Annotated in this window: 14 protein-coding genes and 1 tRNA gene; 11 read left to right on the forward strand and 4 right to left on the reverse strand. The window is 57.9% G+C overall.

Annotated features, from left to right (window positions below):
• The first annotated feature begins 51 nt into the window (after window positions 1–51).
• The 10 genes from srtB (at window position 52) to rsmA (ending at window position 12,738) form a co-directional block, all read left to right on the forward strand.
• On the forward strand, window positions 52–1,005 hold the full coding sequence (srtB, locus tag OGM81_11975; GenBank protein UYJ43040.1) for a class B sortase: 954 nt from the start codon (window positions 52–54) through the stop codon (window positions 1,003–1,005).
• A 320-nt stretch (window positions 1,006–1,325) separates the two neighbouring features.
• Window positions 1,326–3,167 (forward strand): glutamine--fructose-6-phosphate transaminase (isomerizing), encoded by a 1,842-nt coding sequence (gene glmS, locus OGM81_11980; GenBank protein ID UYJ43041.1) that lies wholly within the window; start codon window positions 1,326–1,328, stop codon window positions 3,165–3,167.
• Between the two features lie 264 nt (window positions 3,168–3,431).
• Entirely contained in the window at window positions 3,432–5,411 is a 1,980-nt protein-coding gene (locus OGM81_11985) for a polysaccharide biosynthesis protein (GenBank protein ID UYJ43042.1), read from the forward strand.
• Window positions 5,412–5,415: 4 nt separating this feature from the next.
• Entirely contained in the window at window positions 5,416–6,042 is a 627-nt protein-coding gene (locus tag OGM81_11990) for a sugar transferase (protein UYJ43043.1), read from the forward strand.
• A 204-nt stretch (window positions 6,043–6,246) separates the two neighbouring features.
• Window positions 6,247–7,332: a helix-turn-helix domain-containing protein gene (locus OGM81_11995; GenBank protein UYJ43044.1), complete on the forward strand. Its 1,086-nt coding sequence runs from the start codon at window positions 6,247–6,249 to the stop codon at window positions 7,330–7,332.
• 175 nt (window positions 7,333–7,507) lie between these two features.
• Window positions 7,508–8,278 (forward strand): cell division ATP-binding protein FtsE, encoded by a 771-nt coding sequence (gene ftsE / locus OGM81_12000; GenBank protein UYJ43045.1) that lies wholly within the window; start codon window positions 7,508–7,510, stop codon window positions 8,276–8,278.
• 15 nt (window positions 8,279–8,293) lie between these two features.
• A complete protein-coding gene (gene ftsX, locus OGM81_12005; protein ID UYJ43046.1) occupies window positions 8,294–9,199 on the forward strand; it encodes a permease-like cell division protein FtsX in 906 nt (301 codons plus the stop codon).
• A 43-nt stretch (window positions 9,200–9,242) separates the two neighbouring features.
• The gene (locus OGM81_12010; protein ID UYJ43047.1) at window positions 9,243–10,454 is read left to right on the forward strand and encodes a peptidoglycan DD-metalloendopeptidase family protein; all 1,212 of its coding nucleotides are present in this window, start codon (window positions 9,243–9,245) and stop codon (window positions 10,452–10,454) included.
• Between the two features lie 166 nt (window positions 10,455–10,620).
• The gene (locus tag OGM81_12015) at window positions 10,621–11,835 is read left to right on the forward strand and encodes a S41 family peptidase (protein UYJ43048.1); all 1,215 of its coding nucleotides are present in this window, start codon (window positions 10,621–10,623) and stop codon (window positions 11,833–11,835) included.
• 36 nt (window positions 11,836–11,871) lie between these two features.
• Entirely contained in the window at window positions 11,872–12,738 is an 867-nt protein-coding gene (rsmA, locus tag OGM81_12020; protein ID UYJ43049.1) for a 16S rRNA (adenine(1518)-N(6)/adenine(1519)-N(6))-dimethyltransferase RsmA, read from the forward strand.
• Between the two features lie 62 nt (window positions 12,739–12,800).
• Here the strand turns inward: rsmA and OGM81_12025 are convergent.
• From OGM81_12025 to OGM81_12040, 4 genes are all read right to left on the reverse strand, one after another.
• Window positions 12,801–12,876, reverse strand: a tRNA-Thr gene (locus OGM81_12025).
• Between the two features lie 50 nt (window positions 12,877–12,926).
• Window positions 12,927–13,937, reverse strand: coding sequence for an aspartate--ammonia ligase (asnA, locus tag OGM81_12030; GenBank protein UYJ43050.1), 1,011 nt, complete (start codon window positions 13,935–13,937; stop codon window positions 12,927–12,929).
• A gap of 39 nt (window positions 13,938–13,976) precedes the next feature.
• Window positions 13,977–15,734 (reverse strand): ABC transporter ATP-binding protein/permease, encoded by a 1,758-nt coding sequence (locus OGM81_12035; protein UYJ43051.1) that lies wholly within the window; start codon window positions 15,732–15,734, stop codon window positions 13,977–13,979.
• On the reverse strand, window positions 15,731–17,470 hold the full coding sequence (locus tag OGM81_12040) for an ABC transporter ATP-binding protein/permease (protein ID UYJ43052.1): 1,740 nt from the start codon (window positions 17,468–17,470) through the stop codon (window positions 15,731–15,733). Before OGM81_12040 ends, OGM81_12035 begins: the two co-directional genes overlap by 4 nt.
• Before the next feature lie 149 nt (window positions 17,471–17,619).
• On the opposite strand from OGM81_12040, the gene OGM81_12045 reads away from it, so the two are divergent.
• Window positions 17,620–19,896, forward strand: coding sequence for an ATP-dependent Clp protease ATP-binding subunit (locus OGM81_12045; protein UYJ43053.1), 2,277 nt, complete (start codon window positions 17,620–17,622; stop codon window positions 19,894–19,896).
• Window positions 19,897–19,926 lie beyond the last annotated feature (30 nt).

Genomic DNA, 19,926 nt, shown 5'->3' on the forward strand with positions numbered 1-19,926 from the left:
CCGTTTTGGCGTATAGTAAGGGCAGTATTCTGACAGGGAGAAGCAAACACTATGGCCAAAATTCACCGCAACGATATGCCCGTCCAGCACCCCACCCAAACCATCACCCTGCCCAAAGAGCCGGAACCTGCTGCCCCCAAGGCTACCGCACCCCAGTTCTACGACCAGGACAAGGACGCCGACTACGAGGCCCCGCACCCGGCCAAAGGCAAGGGAAGCGCCGCGAAAGCGGGCAAAGCCAAAAGTAAAAAGGATCTGGCCTACACCATCGCCATGGTGGTTTTTGCGGTCATCTTCCTGGTCAGCGGCGGGCTGCTGGTCAAGCGCTTTTTCGACGATAAAAAGACCGAGAACGAGTTTTCCGACCTGCAATCGATGATCGACGTTGCCGCTACACCCGCCCCGACCGAGGACAGCGAGCCTTCCAACGCCGCCAAATTCGCCGCCCTGAAAGACCAGAACAGCGATTTCATGGGCTGGATCTCCATCGAGGGCACCAGCCTGGACTTCCCGGTCATGTACGCGCCCAACAACAAAGACTACTACTTAAAACACGATTTCAAGCACCAGTACAGCGATTACGGCGTGCCGTACCTGGATGAAAAAACGACCATCGGTGCCAATGCCCAAAGCAATAACCTGATCGTCTACGGCCACAACATGAAGACCGGCACCATTTTCGGCTGCCTGACCGAGTATAAAAAAGCGGCCTATTATCAGGAACACCCCTACATCGAGTTCGACACCCTGTACGGCGACGCCAAGTACGAGGTCTTTGCCGCCTTTGCCATCGACGTGGTACAGGACACCAGCTTCGTCTATAACCAGTACGTTGATATGGACGAGGATACCTACAACGACTACGTGGCCGAGGTCATCCGCCGCAGCGATGTAGACAGCGGCATCCGCCCCGAGTATGGCGAGCAGCTGCTGACCCTTTCTACCTGCGAATATTCCTCGGCCAACGGGCGGTATGTGGTAGTCGCCCGCAAGGTAAGTTCCTAATTTATTTCGGTAATAGCATTACAAACTTTATTTCCTTTTGTAAATGCAAAATTTTATGCGCAAAATCAGCTTTTATACTTGCCTAAATTTTGCAGGCGTGGTAAACTGATAAATGCGCAAGAACTCGTGATGAGTCTTATGGTGTAAGAACTCGGAAGAGAAGAATATGCGCAGCGGGCGGCCGTAGCCCTTGACGGCCGCCCGCCTTTTTTTTGCAAAACAGTAGACATTTTTCGTAAAATAGAATATACTTATGTGCGTATATTGTTAAAAAGCAAGATCTATACCGTACTGAACATAAACAAGGAGGCGCAACTCTTATGTGTGGAATCGTCGGTTTTACCGGTGCCGCCCAGGCAGCACCGATCCTGTTAGATGGCCTGGCCAAGCTGGAATACCGCGGCTATGACTCGGCCGGTCTCGCCGTGCAGAACGCTGCCGGCAAGATCGAAGTCGTCAAAGCCAAAGGCCGCCTGAAAGTATTAAGTGAGATGACGGACGGCGGCAATACCCTTACAGGCACCTGCGGCATCGGCCATACCCGTTGGGCCACTCACGGCGAGCCTTCTGTGGTCAATGCGCACCCCCATTACTCCAACGATAAAAAAATTGCCATCGTGCATAACGGCATCATCGAGAACTACCTAGAGATCAAAGAGCGCCTGACCAACAAAGGCTTTACCTTTGTCTCCCAGACGGACACCGAGGTGCTGGCCCAGCTGCTGGACTACTATTACATGGGCGAGTCCGCCGGCGACCCGCTGGACGCCATCGCCCGCACCATGCTGCATGTGCGCGGCTCCTACGCGCTGGGCGTGCTGTTTGCCGACGAGCCGGGCACCATCTACGCCGCCCGCAAGGACAGCCCGCTGGTGGTCGGCAAGGCCGAGAACGGCACCCTGATTGCCTCTGACGTGCCCGCGCTGCTCAAGTACACCCGCACGGTCTACTACATCGACAACCTGGAGATTGCGCGGCTGACGCCTGATTCCATCGAGTTTTTCGATACTGACAAAGAGTCCGTCCAGCACGAGGCTTCCACCATCGAGTGGGACACTGAGGCTGCCGAAAAGGGCGGCTTCGAGCATTTCATGATGAAAGAGATCCACGAGCAGCCCGCCGCTGTCCGGGATACGCTTTCCCCGCGCCTGAAGGACGGCAAGATTGATCTGTCCGAGCTGGCTCTGGACGAGGACGCTATCCGCGGCATCCACCGCATCTACATCATCGGCTGCGGCTCCGCTTACCATGTGGGCATGGCCGCGCGCTATGTATTCGAAAGCCTGGCCCGCCTGCCGGTGGAGGTCGACGTCGCCAGCGAGTTCCGTTACCGCAACCCTGTGCTGGAGCCGGATTCTCTCGCGCTGGTCATCAGCCAGAGCGGCGAGACCGCCGACACCCTTGCCGCCCTGCGCCTGTGCAGGGACCGCGGTGTGCGCACAGTGGGCATCGTCAACGTGGTGGGGTCCAGCATTGCCCGCGAGGCTGACGCCACTATGTACACCTGGGCCGGGCCGGAGATCTCCGTGGCCACCACCAAAGCCTACAGCACCCAGCTGGCAGCCTGCTACCTGCTGGCCACCGAGTTTGCCCGCGTGCACGGCACCCTGGCTGACGGCCAGTACGAGAACCTTGTGGTCGAGCTGGAAGCCCTGCCCGAAAAGATTGAAAAGACGCTGGCCGACAAGGAGCGCATCCAGTGGTTTGCCAGCAAGTACGCCAACGCCAAAGACGCCTTCTTCATCGGCCGCGGGCTGGATTACGCCGTAGCGCTGGAAGGCAGTCTGAAATTCAAGGAGATCAGCTACATCCACTCCGAGGCCTTCGCCGCGGGCGAGATGAAACACGGCCCCATCTCTCTGGTGGAGAAGGGGACACTGGTTGTGGGTATCCTGACCCAGCCGGACCTGTTCGAAAAGAGCATCTCCAACATGGTCGAGGTCAAGAGCCGCGGCGCTTTCCTGATGGGCCTGACCACCTACGGCAACTACAGCATCGAGGACACCGCCGGTTTCACCGTCTACGTGCCCAAGACCGATCCCCACTTTGCCACCAGCCTGTCGGTCATTCCGCTGCAGCTGCTGGCCTATTACGTCAGCTGTGCCAAGGGCCTGGATGTCGACAAACCGCGCAACCTGGCAAAATCTGTCACGGTTGAGTAATTTTCACCAAAAAGCAAAGCCTATCTTTATAAAAACTGCCCGCTCCGTTTGTGCGCAGCATGCAACACGACGGAGCATTTTTGTGCTATAATGAGTGTAAGGCTAAATAGTCATACAAAAATGTCGAGCTGTCAGGGAAGTACTCTGTAAGGGCGAACATTGTTCGCCCGTGCCCGTTTGGCATAGCAGTTGCTTTCCCATAGTTCCGCACAATATTTCCATCCTATTAAGATTTTTTATAAATCCAAACCAAAAGGAAACAACATGCAACAGGATTCAAAACAAATCATCAAGGGTCTGCCGCGGCGCATTGCGCTGATGCTGCTGGACTGCGGGCTGATCGTGCTGTGCTACTGGCTGGCCGTCATGCTGCGGTTTGACAGCGGCGATGCCTACAAGCGGGTGCTGACCATCCGCGCTATGGCCCCCATGCTGGCCTACGTGCTGCCGATCTATATGATCGTGTTCTGGTTCGGCGGCCTGTACGAGATCATGTGGGAATACGCCGGCATGCGTGACCTGGCCCGCCTGACTTGTCTGTCGGGCCTGGCCACCGGCATCATCATGCTGTTCGACCTGTTCTATCACAGCCGCCCCATTTCCGGCGCTGTGCTGATCTTTGGTGCGGTGTTCAACACGGCGGCCATAGCGGGCGTGCGCTTCCTATGGCGGTTCAGCAGGACGCTGCACGATGCCTGTGTTAATAAACCCGAGGACGACACGCCGCTATTGATCGTAGGTGCGGGCAATGCCGGCGCCTGGGCCGTCAACCTCTGCAAAAACAAGAACCAGAGCTTCGGCAACCCGGTCTGCCTGGTGGACGACGACCTAACCAAAAAAGGCCTGCGCGTGCAGGGCGTGCCGGTGCGCGGCACCATTTCCGATATTCCCGAATTGGTGCGCAAGTACCACATCGTCGAGATTGTTATTGCCATCACCACGTTAAAAGGTGACCGCCTCACCGAGATCATCAACCTCTGCAACTCCACCCACTGCCGGGTGCGCATGCTGTCTGACCCCCAGGCCGTGGACGAGAACGGCAACCCCGTAGCCGCCGGTTTCCGTGAGCTGAACACCGCCGACTTCCTTTCCCGCGACGAGATCCAGCTGAACAACGCCCAGATCTCCGAGTACCTGCACGATAAGGTCGTGCTGGTTACCGGCGGCGGCGGTTCCATCGGCAGCGAGCTGTGCCGCCAGATCATGCGCTACCAGCCCCGCCGTCTGCTCATCTTTGACATTTATGAGAACTGCGCCTACGAGCTGGAGACCGAGCTGCGCAACAAGTACGGTGCCGAGGCCCCCGTCATCACGCTCATCGGCTCCATCCGCGATAAAGCCCGCCTGGATGAGGTGTTCGAGACCTATCATCCATCGGTCGTCTTCCATGCGGCCGCCCACAAGCATGTGCCGCTAATGGAGATCAGCCCCGCCGAAGCCGTCAAAAACAACGTATTCGGCACCAAGAATCTGCTGACTTCCGCCGCCGAGCATGGTGTCGAGCGCTTTGTCCAGCTTTCTACCGACAAGGCTGTCAACCCCACCAACGTTATGGGCTGCACCAAACGCCTCTGCGAGATGCTGATTCAATCCTTTGCCAGCGGCACCGACATGAAGTGCGTGGCCGTGCGCTTTGGCAACGTGCTGGGTAGCCACGGCAGCGTTATTCCGTTGTTTGAGGAGCAGATCAAGCGCGGCGGCCCCGTCACCATCACACACCCGGATATTGTGCGCTACTTTATGACCATCACCGAGGCCGCGCAGCTGGTGCTGCAGGCCGGCGGCCTGGCCAAGGGCGGCAGCATCTACGTGCTGGATATGGGCGAGCCCGTCAAGATCATGGACCTGGCCACCCGGCTGATCCGCTTCTACGGCTACGAGCCGGGTGTAAATATGCAGGTCAAGATTACCGGCCTGCGTCCCGGCGAAAAGCTGTACGAGGAGCTGCTGATGGACGCTGAGCAGGACAAGATGCTCAAGACCGCCCACAACAAGATCTTCATCGCACCGCCCATGGACATCGACCTGGAAAAATTCTACACCCAGCTGCAGGAGCTGAAAGTTTCGGCCCACCACAACGATGACGCCGTAGTCGAATGCCTGCAGGAGATGGTGCCCAGCTACCATCCCAACCGCCGCGTGCGCGCCGACCACACCGTCGTTGCTGCCAGCGGCAACACTATGATCCTTTCCCGCGAGGAGCTGGACAAAGCCCGCAAACTGCATGGCGCAAAGGGGGAATGATGCCATGTACCAACGCTATGTAAAACGCATCCTGGATTTTATCCTGTCCCTGGCCGCCACCATCGTGCTGGCCATTCCCATGGGTATTATTGCCCTGTGGATCAAAGCTGATTCTCCCGGCCCGGTATTTTTCAAGCAGCGGCGCGTCGGCAAGGGCAAGACCCACTTTAACATTTTAAAGTTCCGCACCATGCGCGGCGATACTCCCCACGATGTGCCCACGCATCTTTTAAAAAATGCTGACAGTTACATCACCAAAAGCGGCGCGTTCCTGCGCAAGACCAGCCTGGACGAACTGCCTCAGATCTACAACATCCTGGCAGGGCAGATGAGCATCATCGGCCCGCGCCCCGCGCTGTATAACCAGTACGACCTGATCGATGCGCGCGATAAAGCACATGCCAACGACATTCGTCCAGGCCTGACCGGCTTGGCGCAGATCAACGGCCGCGACGAGCTGCCTATCGATGTAAAGGCCAAATATGACGGGGAATACGCCACTCACCTGACCTTCGGCATGGACCTGAAGATCTTCTTCCACAGCTTTTCCTACGTGTTCCAGCGCCGCGGTGTCGTCGAGGGTGGAACTGGTTCTATACAAGAGCCAAATGAACAGAAACCGTCAAATTGACGGATGAATTCCCCACTGTTTTACTGGGCAGTGGGGTTTATTTTGCTCAAATTTAAAAAATATACAAGAAAATCTCGCTTTTTTCGTTAAAATATGTTGCAAAAGTCAAGCTAATTGTGTAAAATATACATCAAGAGCTTTTGATTTTCGGGCAAGATGGCCAACGGCAATTTGCCCACAAATATCTGAAGGGGAGCACATACTATGGCGAACAGGGTCTTCCAGAACGTGGTGTACCAGATGAAGGACGCCGTCGACCGCGTGGTCGGCGTTGTTGATGAAACGGGCACCGTGATTTCCTGCTCAGAGCTGGGGCAGATCGGTGAGGTGCGAGAAGGCGTAGCTGCTGCCCACCAGACCGCCGGTGATGCTTTTGTGCGCGACGGCTACTCCTACCATCAGTTCTCCAATGCCAAGCATAACGATTATGCTGCATTTGTGGAGGGCACTGATGAAACGGCCGAGCAGTTTTCTGCCATGCTGTCGATCAGCCTGCAGTGCATCAAACAGTATCACGACGAAAAATTTGACAAGACAAACTTTATCAAAAACGTCGTGCTGGACAACATCCTGCCCGGCGACATCTACGCCAAAGCGCGGGAGCTGCACTTCGTCTCCGACGTGCAGCGCGTTGTCCTGCTTGTCCGCGTGACCTCCGGCAACGATATTTCCGCTTACGATGTTGTCAGTGGTCTGTTCCCGGACAAGCAGAAGGACTTTGTCTTTAACATCAGCGAGACGGACACCGTGCTGGTCAAGGAGATCAAGCCCGACAACAACACCCGCGATATGGAAAAGCTGGCCGCATCCATCGTGGACACCCTGCAGGGCGACCACTACATCAAAGCGGTCGTCGGCATCGGCACCCCCATCGGCAACATCAAAGATCTGGCCTCCAGCTTCAAAGAGGCCCAGATTGCTATGGAAGTCGGCAAGGTGTTCGACACCGAGCGTCAGGTCATCAGCTACGATCACCTGGGCATCGCCCGCCTGATCTACCAGCTGCCCACTACATTGTGCGAGGCCTTCCTGCGCGAGGTCTTCAAGCAGGAGAGCATCGACTCTCTCGACGCTGAGACGCTGTTCACCATCCAGCGCTTCTTCGAGAACAACCTGAACGTTTCCGAAACGAGCCGCGGCCTGTTCGTACACCGTAACACGCTGGTCTACCGCCTGGAGAAGATCCGCAAGCTGACCGGCCTGGATCTGCGCAACTTCGATGACGCCATCGTCTTTAAGGTAGCGCTGATGGTCAAAAAGTACCTCTCCGCCAACCCGGCCAAGTATTGATTTCCATAAATTCACAAAGATTTCAAAAAGTCCTGCTGCTACGCACAACAGCAGGACTTTTTTAGCATTTTGCATACAGAAAAGTGCTTGACCGTAACACCCCGGCATGGTATCCTATTATATGTATGACTGTAACCATCCACAAGAAGTCACAAGGGCATGGGAGTTAAAACCAATGATCGAATTTGAACACGTTTCAAAAACTTACGAGACGCACAACGACGAAAACGTAGCGCTCGATGACATCAATATCCAAATCGAGGACGGCGAGTTCGTCTTTATCCTGGGCCATTCCGGTGCGGGCAAATCCACCTTCCTCAAACTGATCCAGATGGAAGAAAAGCCCACCGAGGGCCGCGTCATCATCAACGGTCAGGACCTTACCAAGATGAAGCGCCGCAAGGTGCCGTATCTGCGCCGCCAGATGGGTGTCGTCTTTCAGGATTTCCGCCTGATCCCCACCATGACAGTGTACGAGAATGTGGCTTTCGCCATGCGCGTGACCAACATTCCTACCAAAAAGATCAAATCCCGCATCCCATATGTTCTGTCCCTGGTCGGTCTGGAGGATAAGATGGACCGCCTGCCGGACGAACTTTCCGGCGGCGAACAACAGCGTGTGGCGGTAGCCCGCGCCCTGGCCCACGGCCCCAAGCTCATCATTGCCGATGAGCCCACCGGCAACATCGACCCCGAGATGTCCATGGACATCATGCAGCTGTTTGAGGCCATCAACAAGGTCAACATCACGGTGGTGGTTGTCACCCACGAGCACGAGCTGGTACATAAGCTGGCCCGCAAATACAACAACCGCGTCATCGAGCTGGCCAACGGCATGGTCGCCTCGGACACTTCGCACCCCGAAGTTGCCCGCCGCTACGCTGCCCACATGGCCGAGCGTGAGAACGGCTACGATGAGTACGAAGATTACGATGATGAGGAATAAATAAGAGGGGATACCATGCGTTTTTCCAGCTTTACTTATCTGGTCGGCCAGGGCCTGCACAACCTGCGGGCCAACCGGCTTATGACCTTTGCTTCCATGGGCGTACTGACCGTCTGCATGCTGCTGATCGGCGCCGCCTACCTGCTGGGTGTCAACATCGACGCCATGGTCGAGTATATCGGCGACCAGAACGAGACCGTTGTCTACATGGACCAGGGGGCCAGCGATGACCAGATTGCCGCCGCTGACACCGCCATCCGCAGCACTGAGCACGTGGTGGGCGTCACCTACATGTCGCCCCAGGACGTGCTGGCAGTTTACAGCGACATGCTGTCCTCCTACACCAACCTGCAGGATGCTTTCGCTAACGATAACCCGTTCTACCCCAACTACCGCGTTGTGGTGGACAGCCCTGATAACATCGAGGCTGTTTCCCAGCAGCTGCGCCAGATCGATGGTGTTTACCAGGTCAACGCCCCGCTGGAGATGTCCAAGGTCTTCGTCTCGCTGCAAAAGGTCGTTTCCTACGCCTGCTACGGCATCGTGCTGGTGCTGGCCATTGTCAGCATCGTGGTCATCAACAACACCATCAAGATCACCGTCTTTAACCGCCGCAAGGAGATCAACATCATGAAGCTGGTCGGTGCCACCAACGGCTTCATCCGCTTCCCGTTCTTTGTCGAAGGCGTCACCTCCGGCCTGATTTCCGCGGCACTGGCCTCCGGCATCATCTGCGGCGCTTACTATGCCCTGACCCGCTGGTATGCCGAGAACCCTTCCAATCTGTCCCAGATGTTTGGCGGCCAACTGGTGCCGCTGGCTGACGTCTGGTACTATCTTGTCGGCGGCTTTGCGCTGCTGGGCTTCGTGCTCTGCGGCATCGGTACCGCCACCAGCATCCGTAAACATCTGAACGTCTGATTTACGATTTACTGAAAGAGAAAACAGAGGAACAGAAAAGCCAATGAGAATTTCCCGTCGTTTCAAACGGATCGTTTCCGCTATGCTGGCCACCGCCCTGGCCTTTACCATGACCTTCTCCACTGATGTCATGCCGCTGGCTGACTCCAAGCAGGACCAGCTGAAGGCTGAGGTCTCCGCCAAGCAGGCTGAGCTGGACAAGGTCAACGCCGCGCTGAAAGAAGCGCAGAGCAACAAGGAAAACGCCGAGGCCATCAAGAGCCAGCTGGAAGAACAGAAGAACCTGATTTTAAGCCAGATCTCGCTGCTCAGCGACCAGATCACCGACCTGCAGGAGCAGATCTACCTCAAGCAGACCGAGATCGACGATAAGCAGATCGAGGTCGACAACAAACAGGCCGAGTATGACCAGCGCTGGTCCGATTTCAAACAACGCATGGGCGCTATGCAGATGCTCAACGACGGTGGTTCCATCGCACTGCTGTCCAGCGCCACCAACCTGTACCAGCTGCTAACCTTTGCTCAGACGCTGGAACAGATCAGCAGCAAGGATCAATCCATCTGCCAGGATTTGGAGAACCAGCGCGCCGATTTGGAGAACCAGCGCACCGAGCTGGAAAATGCCAAGGCCGAGATGGAAGCAACCCAGGCCAGCCTGGAGGAGCAGACCACCCAGCTGAACAGCAAGCAGGATGAACTGGCCGTCAATATCGCCCAGGCCAACGAGGATCTGGACGAAGCCTCTGCCCAGCAGGAGGCCGCCGAAGCGGCCGCAGCCGAAGCCCGCAAAAAGCTGGACGAAGCCACCGCCGCCCTGGACTCCTATCTGGAAGCCCAGAACAAGAAGTATGGCAACGCCTCCATTACCTGCTCACTGGACTTCGGCCGCCCGCTGGCCACCTTTAAGTACATTTCCTGCTACTTCGGCGGCGGCGGTCACCGCGGCACTGACTATGCAGCCCCCGGCGGCACCGAGATCTACACCATCGCTGATGGCGTCGTCACCGCCGCCACCTACCATTACAGCTGGGGCTACTATGTGCAGGTCTACCATGGTACCGATTCCAACGGCAATACCTATTCGACCCTGTATGCTCACATGAACAGCGCCCCCGTGGTCAGCGTCGGCCAACCTGTCTCCAAGGGCCAGCTGCTGGGCTATGTCGGTACCACAGGCAATTCTACCGGCAACCATCTGCACCTGGAAATGAAGGTCAACGGTGTGTTGACCAGCGTCACCAACTACATCTCGTAAGGGGAGGGAAGTCCTGATGAAACCCCAAAAACATAAGCCAGCCGTGCGCATTTTCTGTCTTGTTATTGCGGTCGTTATGATTATCAGCCTTTTCTCCAGCGTTCTTTTCAGTCTGGCCTATGCTCTGTAAAAGACCGCACTATTTTGTAAGGAGCCATCTGAACCCATGAGCAAAAAAATTAGTCTCGGCGTTACCATCACCATTGCCTTGATCGCTATGGCGGTCACTTTTTCTCTGACGATGGTTGTCTCGATGAATATGTTCAACTCCACCGTGTCCAGCGTCAAAAGCAAGGAGCGCCAGTACAACAAGCTGGCCGAGATCGACCGTTTTGTCCGCTCCAACGAGTATTTCACTATCAACGAGGACACGCTGAACGACACCTTGGCCGCCGGTTACATGTTGGGCATCAACGATAAATACGCCCGCTACTACACCGCCAAAGCTTACAGCGAGCGCCTGGCTGTTGAGTCCGGCAAGCTGACCGGCATCGGCGTGGCCGTCGTCAACGACCCGTCCTCCGGCTACGGCCGCATCACCCGCGTCTACGGCAACTCGCCCGCCAGCGAGGCCGGTCTGCAGGTCGGCGGTTACATCACTGCCATCGGCGATATGTCCACCAAGTCCATGACCGACACTGCCTCCCTGACCTCGGCCCTGCTGGGCGAAGAGGGGACCACCACCACCATCACCTACCTGACGCCCGACCGACAGGAGCAGACCGTCGACCTGGTGCACAGCAACTACCGCACCACCACCGTTTCCAGCCAGATGATTGGCGACACCTGCGGCTATGTCCGCATCGACGCTTTCTCCTCCGGCACGGCCAGCGAGTTCCGTTCTGCTGTGGACAACCTGCTGAACCAGGGCGCTGCCAGCTTCATCTTCGACGTGCGCGACAATATCGGTGAGAACCTGAACGCCGCGCTGGTCTGCGCCGACTACTGCGTGCCTTCCGGCGTCATCGCCCAACAGGAGGACAAGGACGGCAGCATCACCTTGCTGCGCATGTCCGATGAAAACGAGGTCACCGTGCCCATGGTCGTCCTCGTCAACGGCAGCACCTCCGATGGTGCCGAGCTGTTTGCCAATGCCCTGCGCAAGATGAACAGCGCCACCATCGTAGGCACCCGCACCGCCGGTAAGGGTGTTGTGATGAGCGACGCCCAGAGCTTTTCCGATGGCTCCGCCGCCTACATCACTATCGGTCTGCTACTGGACAACGAGGGCCAATCCTGGAACGACCTGGGCCTGACCCCTGATGTGGACGCTGCGCTGTCCTCCGACGAACAGAATGCCTATTACGATTACACCGTCGACACCGACCCCCAGATCAGCAAGGCCCTGAACACCGCCAAGATGCTGTCTGGCCAGAACTGATTTTCCCGAATTTTCCTGTGCTGAGAGGAGTCCGCTTTGCCTACCCTGACCGATTTGTCTACCATCCGCGACCTTTGCGCACGGTATGATTTTGCCCTGTCCAAAGGCTTTGGCCAGAATTTTATCATCAACCCCGGCATCTGCCCTCGCATTGCCGATGAGGCCGGTATCGGCCCCGGCTGGGGTGCGCTGGAAGTCGGCCCCGGCATCGGCGTGCTGACCGAGCAGCTTTGCAAACGCGCCGATAAGGTCGTTTCCATCGAGGTGGACAAGCGCCTGCCGCCGCTGTTGAAAGAAACGATGGCCGATTATGACAACTTCAAGCTGGTGCTGAACGATGTCCTCAAGGTCGACCTCAAAGCCCTGCTGGCCGAGGAATTCGGCGATAAGCCGGTGGCTGTCTGCGCCAACCTGCCGTACTACATCACCAGCCCGATTCTGATGCGCCTGTTAGAAGAGAAACTCCCCATCGAGAATATTACCGTCATGGTCCAGAAAGAGGCCGCACAGCGCCTTTGCGCTGCTCCTGGTACCCGTGACGCTGGTGCCATCAGCTATGCGGTGGCTTATTATGCCGAGCCAAAGTTGCTTTTTACCGTACAGCCCGGCAGTTTTTACCCGGCCCCCAAGGTCACTAGCGCGGTCATCCGCTTGAACGTCCGCAAAACACCTGCGGTTGAAGTGCCGGGCGGAGATGAGAAAGCTTTCTTCTCCCTGATCCGCGCCGCCTTCTCTCAGCGCCGCAAGACCGCCGCCAACGCCATCTCCAACGGTCTGCAGCTGCCAAAAGCCACCGTCCTCTCCGCCCTGGAAGCTGCTCACCTGGACCCCCGCTCCCGCCCGGAACAGCTGACTCTGCAAGACTACTGCGCCCTGCAAGCTGCTCTTCAGGCTGGGAAATAATCTACTTTTCCAAAAAATCGCAAACAAAACGCCCCGGAACACAAACCGTGTTCCGGGGCGTTTGGAGCTAGTAACAGGAATCGAACCTGCAACCTGCTGATTACAAATCAGCTGCACTGCCAATTGTGCTATACTAGCGGGTACTAGATAATAATAACACAATTGGCTGTTGTTTGTCAATGCTAAACTTACAGCAGCGCGATGCCCGCCTTCTCGCAGGCGGCTACGGTGTCGTCGTCCCACAGGCTGACCTGCACCTCGCCTACGTGTACCTTACCCAACAGCAGCATGCACAGGCGGCTCTGGCCGATGCCGCCGCCCATGGTCAGGGGCAAGGTGCCGTCCAGCAGCATCTTGTGGAAGGGCAGTTCCGCACGCTGCGGGCAGCCGGCTTCTTCCAACTGGCGGCGCAGAGATTCCGCATTGACACGGATACCCATGCTGGAAAGCTCCAGCGCACAGCCCAAGGGCACATGCCAGAAGAGGATGTCGCAGTTCAGCGCCCAATCATCGTAGTCCGGGGCGCGGCCGTCGTGGGGCTTGCCGCTCTTGAGCTTGCCGCCGATCTTCATGATACAGATGGTGCCATGCTCCTTGGCAAAGGCGTTCTCGCGCTGTTTGGGGGTGTAGTCCGGATACATGTCCTCCAGTTCCTGGGTGGTGATAAAGGTCACATCGCGGTCCAGGTGGATATTTTTCAGCTCTGGGAACTTCCAGCGCAGCTCATCCGAGGTCGCGCAGACAGCATCCACAATATCCCGTACAGTGTCCTGCAAAAAGTCCAGCGTGCGCTGGTCGGCGGTGATGACCTTCTCCCAGTCCCACTGGTCGACATAGATGCTGTGCAGGTTGTCCAGTTCCTCGTCGCGGCGGATGGCGTTCATGTCAGTCACCAGGCCCTGGCCGGGGCGGAAGCCGTACTTGTACAGGGCGTAACGTTTCCATTTAGCCAGGCTGTGCACCACCTCAGCCTCCTGGTTCAGGCAGGGGACATCAAAGGCGACTGGGCGCTCCACACCGTTCAGGTCGTCGTTCAGGCCGCTGCCCTGCATGACGAACAGGGGAGCGGTCACGCGCTTCAGGTGCAGGGCCATGCAGATCTTTTCCTGAAAGATGGTCTTGATCAGGCCGATGGCTTTCTGTGTGTCATACAGGCCCAACAGGCTTTGGTAGTTTTCCGGCAGAGTGATCTTGCTCATAGTTCATTTCTCCTTTAGCGTATTTACTTTCCCTATAACTTAAGCCTTGGCAAACTGGCTTTCGTACAGCTTGGCGTAGAAGCCTCCGCGGTCCAGCAGTTCGTCGTGGGTGCCGCGCTCAATGATATTGCCGTCCTTCATCACCAAAATCTGGTCGGCATTTTTAATTGTGGACAGGCGGTGGGCCACGATAAAGCTCGTGCGGCCCTTCATTAGTTCCTCAAAAGCATCCTGTACCAATACCTCGGTACGGGTATCGATGCTGGACGTTGCTTCGTCCAAAATCAGGATCGGCGGGCGGCGTAGCATCACGCGGGCAATACAAAGCAGCTGGCGCTGGCCCTGGCTGATATTGCCTCCGTCCTCGGCCACCTCGGTATCATAGCCGTTGGGCAGGCGGCAGATAAAGCTGTGGGCACGTGCCTTTTTGGCTGCTGCGATGATTTCTTCCCGCGTGGCATCGGGCTTGCCGTAGGCGATATTCTCGGCAATGGTCCCGGCTTTCAGCCAGGTCTCCTGCAGCACCATGCCTAGGTTGCCGCGCAGGCTGTCCCGCGTCACGGTGTCGATGGGATGGCCGTCCAACCGCAGGGTACCGCCGTTGATCTCGTAGAACCGCATCAGCAGGTTGACCAACGTGGTCTTTCCGCAGCCGGTGGGGCCAACCAGAGCAATACGCTGGCCGGGCTCCACTTTCAGGTTCATATCCTCGATCAAGGGCACATCCGGCACATAGCGGAACTTCACATGCTCAAACTCGACCGCACCGGCACCGTGGGGCAGTTCCACCGCATCCGGGGCATCTGGCAGGATGGGCGTTTCATCGATAAAGTCAAACACACGCTGGGCGCAGGCCAAAGCGTTCTGGAACTCGGTCATGACATCCGAAATATCGTTGAACGGCTTGGTGTACTGGTTGGCGTAGTTCAAAAACACGGACAAATCGCCGACCGTGATGCCACCTGCGATGGCCGCAAACGCGCCCAGCACGCCGACCGCGGCATATACCAGCGCATTGACAAAGCGGGTGCAGGGGTTGGTCATTGATGAGAAGAACACCGCCCGCACGCCGCAGCTTTGCAGGTCCAGGTTGATCTTATCAAAGCGTTCTTCGGCGCGGCTCTCGTAGCCAAAGGCACGCACCAAATGCTCGTTGCCGACCAGCTCATCCACCAGGCTTGTCAGCTCGGCGCGGGTCTCGCTTTGCACCTTAAACATCGAGTAGGTGTGGGTCGCAATAAAGCGCGCCACAAAAATCGACAGCGGCGTCAGCGCCACGACCACCAGCGCGATGCGCCATTCAATGAACAGCATCACGCCCAGCGTACCGCAGATGGTCAGGATGCCGGTAAACAGCTGGGTGAAGCCCAGCAGCAGGCCGTCGCTGAACTGCTCCACGTCGGTGGTGATGCGGCTAATGGCATCGCCGGGACGGTGGGCGTCCATATATTTCAGGGGCAGCTGTTCCAGCTGCTCAAAGGCGCGCACACGCATATCGCGCACGACGTGGAAGGTAATACGGTTGTTGACCACGTTCATCAACCACTGCGAGACAGCCGTGCAGGCTACTGTGCCCGCCATGGCAATGGCCAGCTTGCCCACGCCGCCAAAGTCTACCTGGCCGGGGCCGATAATATGGTCTACCGCCTTGCCGGAGATGACCGGAGCCAGCAGGGTAGTGACCACAGTAACCACGGCCAGCACCAGCGTCAGCACCACCAGCCCGGCATAGGGGCGGATCAGCTCCAGCACACGGCGGAGCGTGCCCTTATTCACTTTCTGTTTCCGCTTACTCATAAGGTCTTCTCCACCTCCTCTTTGCTCAGCTGGCTCAGGCAGATTTCTTTGTAGACCTCGCAAGTCTTCAGCAAATGGCTGTGCGTGGCGTCGCCGGTCAGCACGCCGTCATCCAGCACCAGGATGTGGTCGGCGTGCTGCACGCCGGCTGCACGTTGGGAGACGATGAATACCGTCATTCCTTCGGTCTTTTCTTTAATAGCCTTGCGCAGGGCAGCGTCGGTGGCAAAGTCCAGTGCCGAGGCACTGTCGTCCAGAATCAAAACCTTCGGCTTCGGCACCAGCGCGCGGGCAATCGTCAAACGCTGGCGCTGGCCGCCGGAAAAGTTGCGGCCTGCAGTCTCCACGGGCGCATCCAGCATACCGGGCTTGGTGCGCACAAAGTCTGCTGCCTGGGCAATTTCCAGTGCCTGCCAAATTTCTTCGTCGGTGGCATCGGGGGCAGCCCAGCGCATGTTATCGCGGATGGTACCGGTAAACAGCACGGCCTGCTGGGGCACAATGCCCACCATGCGGCGCAGCTGGGTAAAGCCGTACTCTTTTACATTGTGGCCAAACAGCGACACCGTGCCGGTCGTTGCATCATAGAAGCGGCACACCAGGTCGATCAAGGTCGATTTACCGCTGCCGGTACCGCCGATAACGCCAATGGTCTCGCCAGGCTTAGCCGTAAAGCTTACATTGGTCAGGCTGGGCGCACCGGCGCCGTTGTAGGCGAAAGTCACGTCGTCAAACGCCACAGCCGGGGCAGCGGGTTCTGCATCCAGCTCTGCGGCAGCAGGATCAGGCATCGTGGTGTGCGTGTTCAAGATCTCGTTCACGCGCATACCGCTGGCCAGGGCGCGGGTCACCGAGATGACCAGATCAGCCAGGCGCAGCAGGCTGACCAGAATTTGGTTCATATAATTGATGAGCGCGATGATCTCGCCCTGGGTCAGTGCGCCATTATTGACCTCGTGGCTGCCGCGCATCAGCAGGGCAATGATGGCCAGGTTGATGACCAGGTAGGTCAGCGGGTTCATCAGGGCCGAGATGCGGCCTGCCATCGTCTGGATGCTGCGCAGGTGGTCGTTGGTCTCTACAAAGGCGGCCAATTCGTCCGCCTGGCGTGAGAAGGCACGCACCACACGGGCACCCACGTAGTTTTCACGGGTCAGCAGGGTGACCTTGTCCAAGCCGTTCTGGGCCTCATGATAGATGGGCACCGTGGCGCGCATAATGAGATAAATAATCAGCGAAATAACGACCGTTGCCGCAATAAACAGCAGGGTTAACCGTGAGCTGATGGTGTAGGCCATGATCAGCGCGCCAATGACAATGAACGGGCTGCGCAGCAGCAGGCGCAGCGTCAGGTTTACGCCGTTCTGCACCTGGTTGATGTCGCTGGTCATGCGGGTGACCAATGTCGGGGTGCCGATGCCGTCCAGCTCGCTGTAGCTCAGCGTGTTGATATGGCGGAACAGGTCCCTGCGCAGCGCGGTACTGAAGCCCAGCGCCGCTTTAGCGGAGAAGTACTGGGCCGTCAGGCTGCAGGTCAGGCCGATAGCTGCCAGCAGAATCAGCAGACCGCAGCGTTGCCAGATGAACACGGCATCGCCATTTTTGATACCGGTGTCGATAATGCTCGCCACCACCAGCGGCACAAAAAGTTCAAAGGTTGCTTCCAGCATTTTAAACAGGGGTGCCAGAACAGCCTGCTTTTCGTAGCCCTTGATGTAGCGCATCAGTTTGTGCATGTTGGTATCACCTCATACTCGGATTTTGCAGACTTTTTTATTATAACACATCGTGAAGCGTTTGTCATTCCATGTTTTCCCTTGTTTCGAGGATTATTTATGCGTCGAACGTCTATACTGACTATAGGAAAAATTTAGGAGGCGCCAGAATGCTATTTCGTTCTTATAAAGGGCTGTCCCGCGGGGCCTCGCGCACGGTGCGCACGGCGCTGCGCCTAGCCGGGCAGCAGGGCTGCGCCACGGCTGATACCGGGCACCTGCTACTGGCCATGCTGCAGACAGCCCAGGGTCCTGCAGCGGATTTTCTACGCCGCAAGCGCGTTACCACTGCCTCCTTGACAGAGGCCGCCCCCAAACGCAGCGGCACCGGCCAGCCCCACCGCCTGCGCAAAAACGACCTTTCCTCGGACAGCCGCAAGGCCATCGAGTTTGCCATTTTGGGTGCCCATGCATCCAGCGCCGCCAAAGCCGAAAACGAGCACCTGCTCTGCGCCATGCTGGAGGACACTGCCTGCACGGCCAGTATCTGGCTGGCGGCCGCAGGCATCGAGGTGCCCCAGGCCGCGCGGGAGTGCCGCCAGCTTTCCGGCCAGATGACACTGCCCGTACAGCCCCGGATGAGCACCGCCCGCAGCGGCCGCCCCAGTGAAAAGTACGGCCGCGATCTGACCCGCCTGGCGCAGGAGGGCCGCCTGGACCCGGTGCTGTGCCGGGAGGAAGAGCTGGAACGCATGGTAGAAATTCTGTGCCGACGCCAGAAGAACAATCCCTGCCTGCTGGGCGAGCCGGGCGTTGGCAAAAGTGCCCTGGCTGAAGCGCTGGCCCAGGCGATTGCATCCGGCCAAATCACCCCGGCACTGCGCGGCAAGCGGGTGCTGGCACTGGACATGGCCTCGATGGTAGCGGGCACCAAGTACCGCGGCGATTTTGAGGAGCGGTTCAAGAACCTGCTGGAAGAACTCTACCGTGACCGCAGCACCATCCTTTTTATTGATGAGATCCATCTTATCGCCGGGGCCGGTGCGGCCGAGGGGGCCATCGATGCCGCCAGCATCCTGAAGCCGATGCTGGCCCGGGGCGAGATCCAGCTCATCGGTGCCACCACGCCGGAGGAATACCGCAAGACCATCCAGAAAGATTCCGCGCTGGAGCGCCGCTTTGGGAAAGTAATGGTAGAAGAGCCCACCCCCGAAAACGCTGAAAAGATTTTGCTGGGCCTGATGCCCCGTTACGAGCGTTACCACTGTGTCGCCATCCCACCCGAGACGATTCACGCCGCCGTGGAGTTAAGCGTGCGCTACCTGCCGGGGCGTTTTTTGCCGGATAAGGCCATCGACCTGCTGGACGAAGCAGCCGCCGCACTTCGCATAACCGACAAGGAATCCTCCGGCCGCAGGGTGCTGACGCCGCGTCATATTGCCCGGGTCGTCAGCAAGGCCAGCGGCGTCCCGGCCGAGCGGGTAGGGGAAGCCGAGCGGGAGCGGCTGAACCAGCTGGAAGCCCGCCTCAGTGCCGAGGTCATCGGCCAGCCCGCTGCTGTTTCTGCTGTGGCCGCTGCCATCCGCCGCAGCCGCACCGGCCTGCGGGAGAACGGACGTCCCATCGGTGCCATGCTGTTTTTAGGTCCCACCGGCGTGGGCAAAACGCAGCTGGCCCGCACACTGGCCAAATGCTGGTTCGGCAGTGAGAAATCCCTGCTGCGCTTTGACATGTCCGAATATATGGAGAAGCACACTGTCGCCCGCCTGCTGGGCGCGCCGCCCGGCTATGTCGGCCACGAGGAAGGCGGCCAATTGACCGAGGCCGTGCGCCGCCGCCCCTACAGCGTGGTGCTGTTTGACGAGATTGAAAAAGCGCACAGCGACATTCAAAATCTGTTGCTGCAAATCTTGGAGGGTGGCTCTTTGACAGATGCCCAGGGGCGGCGGGCGGATTTTTCCAACACTATTATCCTGCTTACTTCCAATCTGGGTGCCCGCTGCCTGTCCGGGCAGACAGCCCCGCTGGGTTTTGGTACTGCGCAGACCGAGCGCTCCCGCCGCAGCAAACAGGCGATACAGGAAGCCAAGGATTATTTCCGGCCCGAACTGATGGGCCGCCTGGATGAAGTCGTCGTCTTTGATCCACTCGGTCCCGAACAACTGGCTGGTATTGCCGACCGCCTGTTGCGTGAACTGGAAGTCCGCGCTGCCGGGCAAGGGTATCTGCTTACCCATACTGCGTCCGCCGCCAAAGTGCTGGCAGGGGACACTGTGCCGCCCTACGGTGCCCGCGAACTGCGCCGCAAGGTCAGCCGCGCCGTCGAGCAGGCCCTCGCCGACCGTATCGCCGCCGGCACCGCCCACCCCGGCACATTGTACACCGCCGATGCCGACGCCGACGGTCATATCATCCTGACCGAAAGCGATTCGGCTTTGTGCGTATAAATATAAAAATAAAGGCTCCCCTCAAGGGGA

Source organism: Oscillospiraceae bacterium (assembly GCA_025758045.1).
In the GTDB taxonomy this organism is placed as follows: domain Bacteria; phylum Bacillota; class Clostridia; order Oscillospirales; family Ruminococcaceae; genus Gemmiger.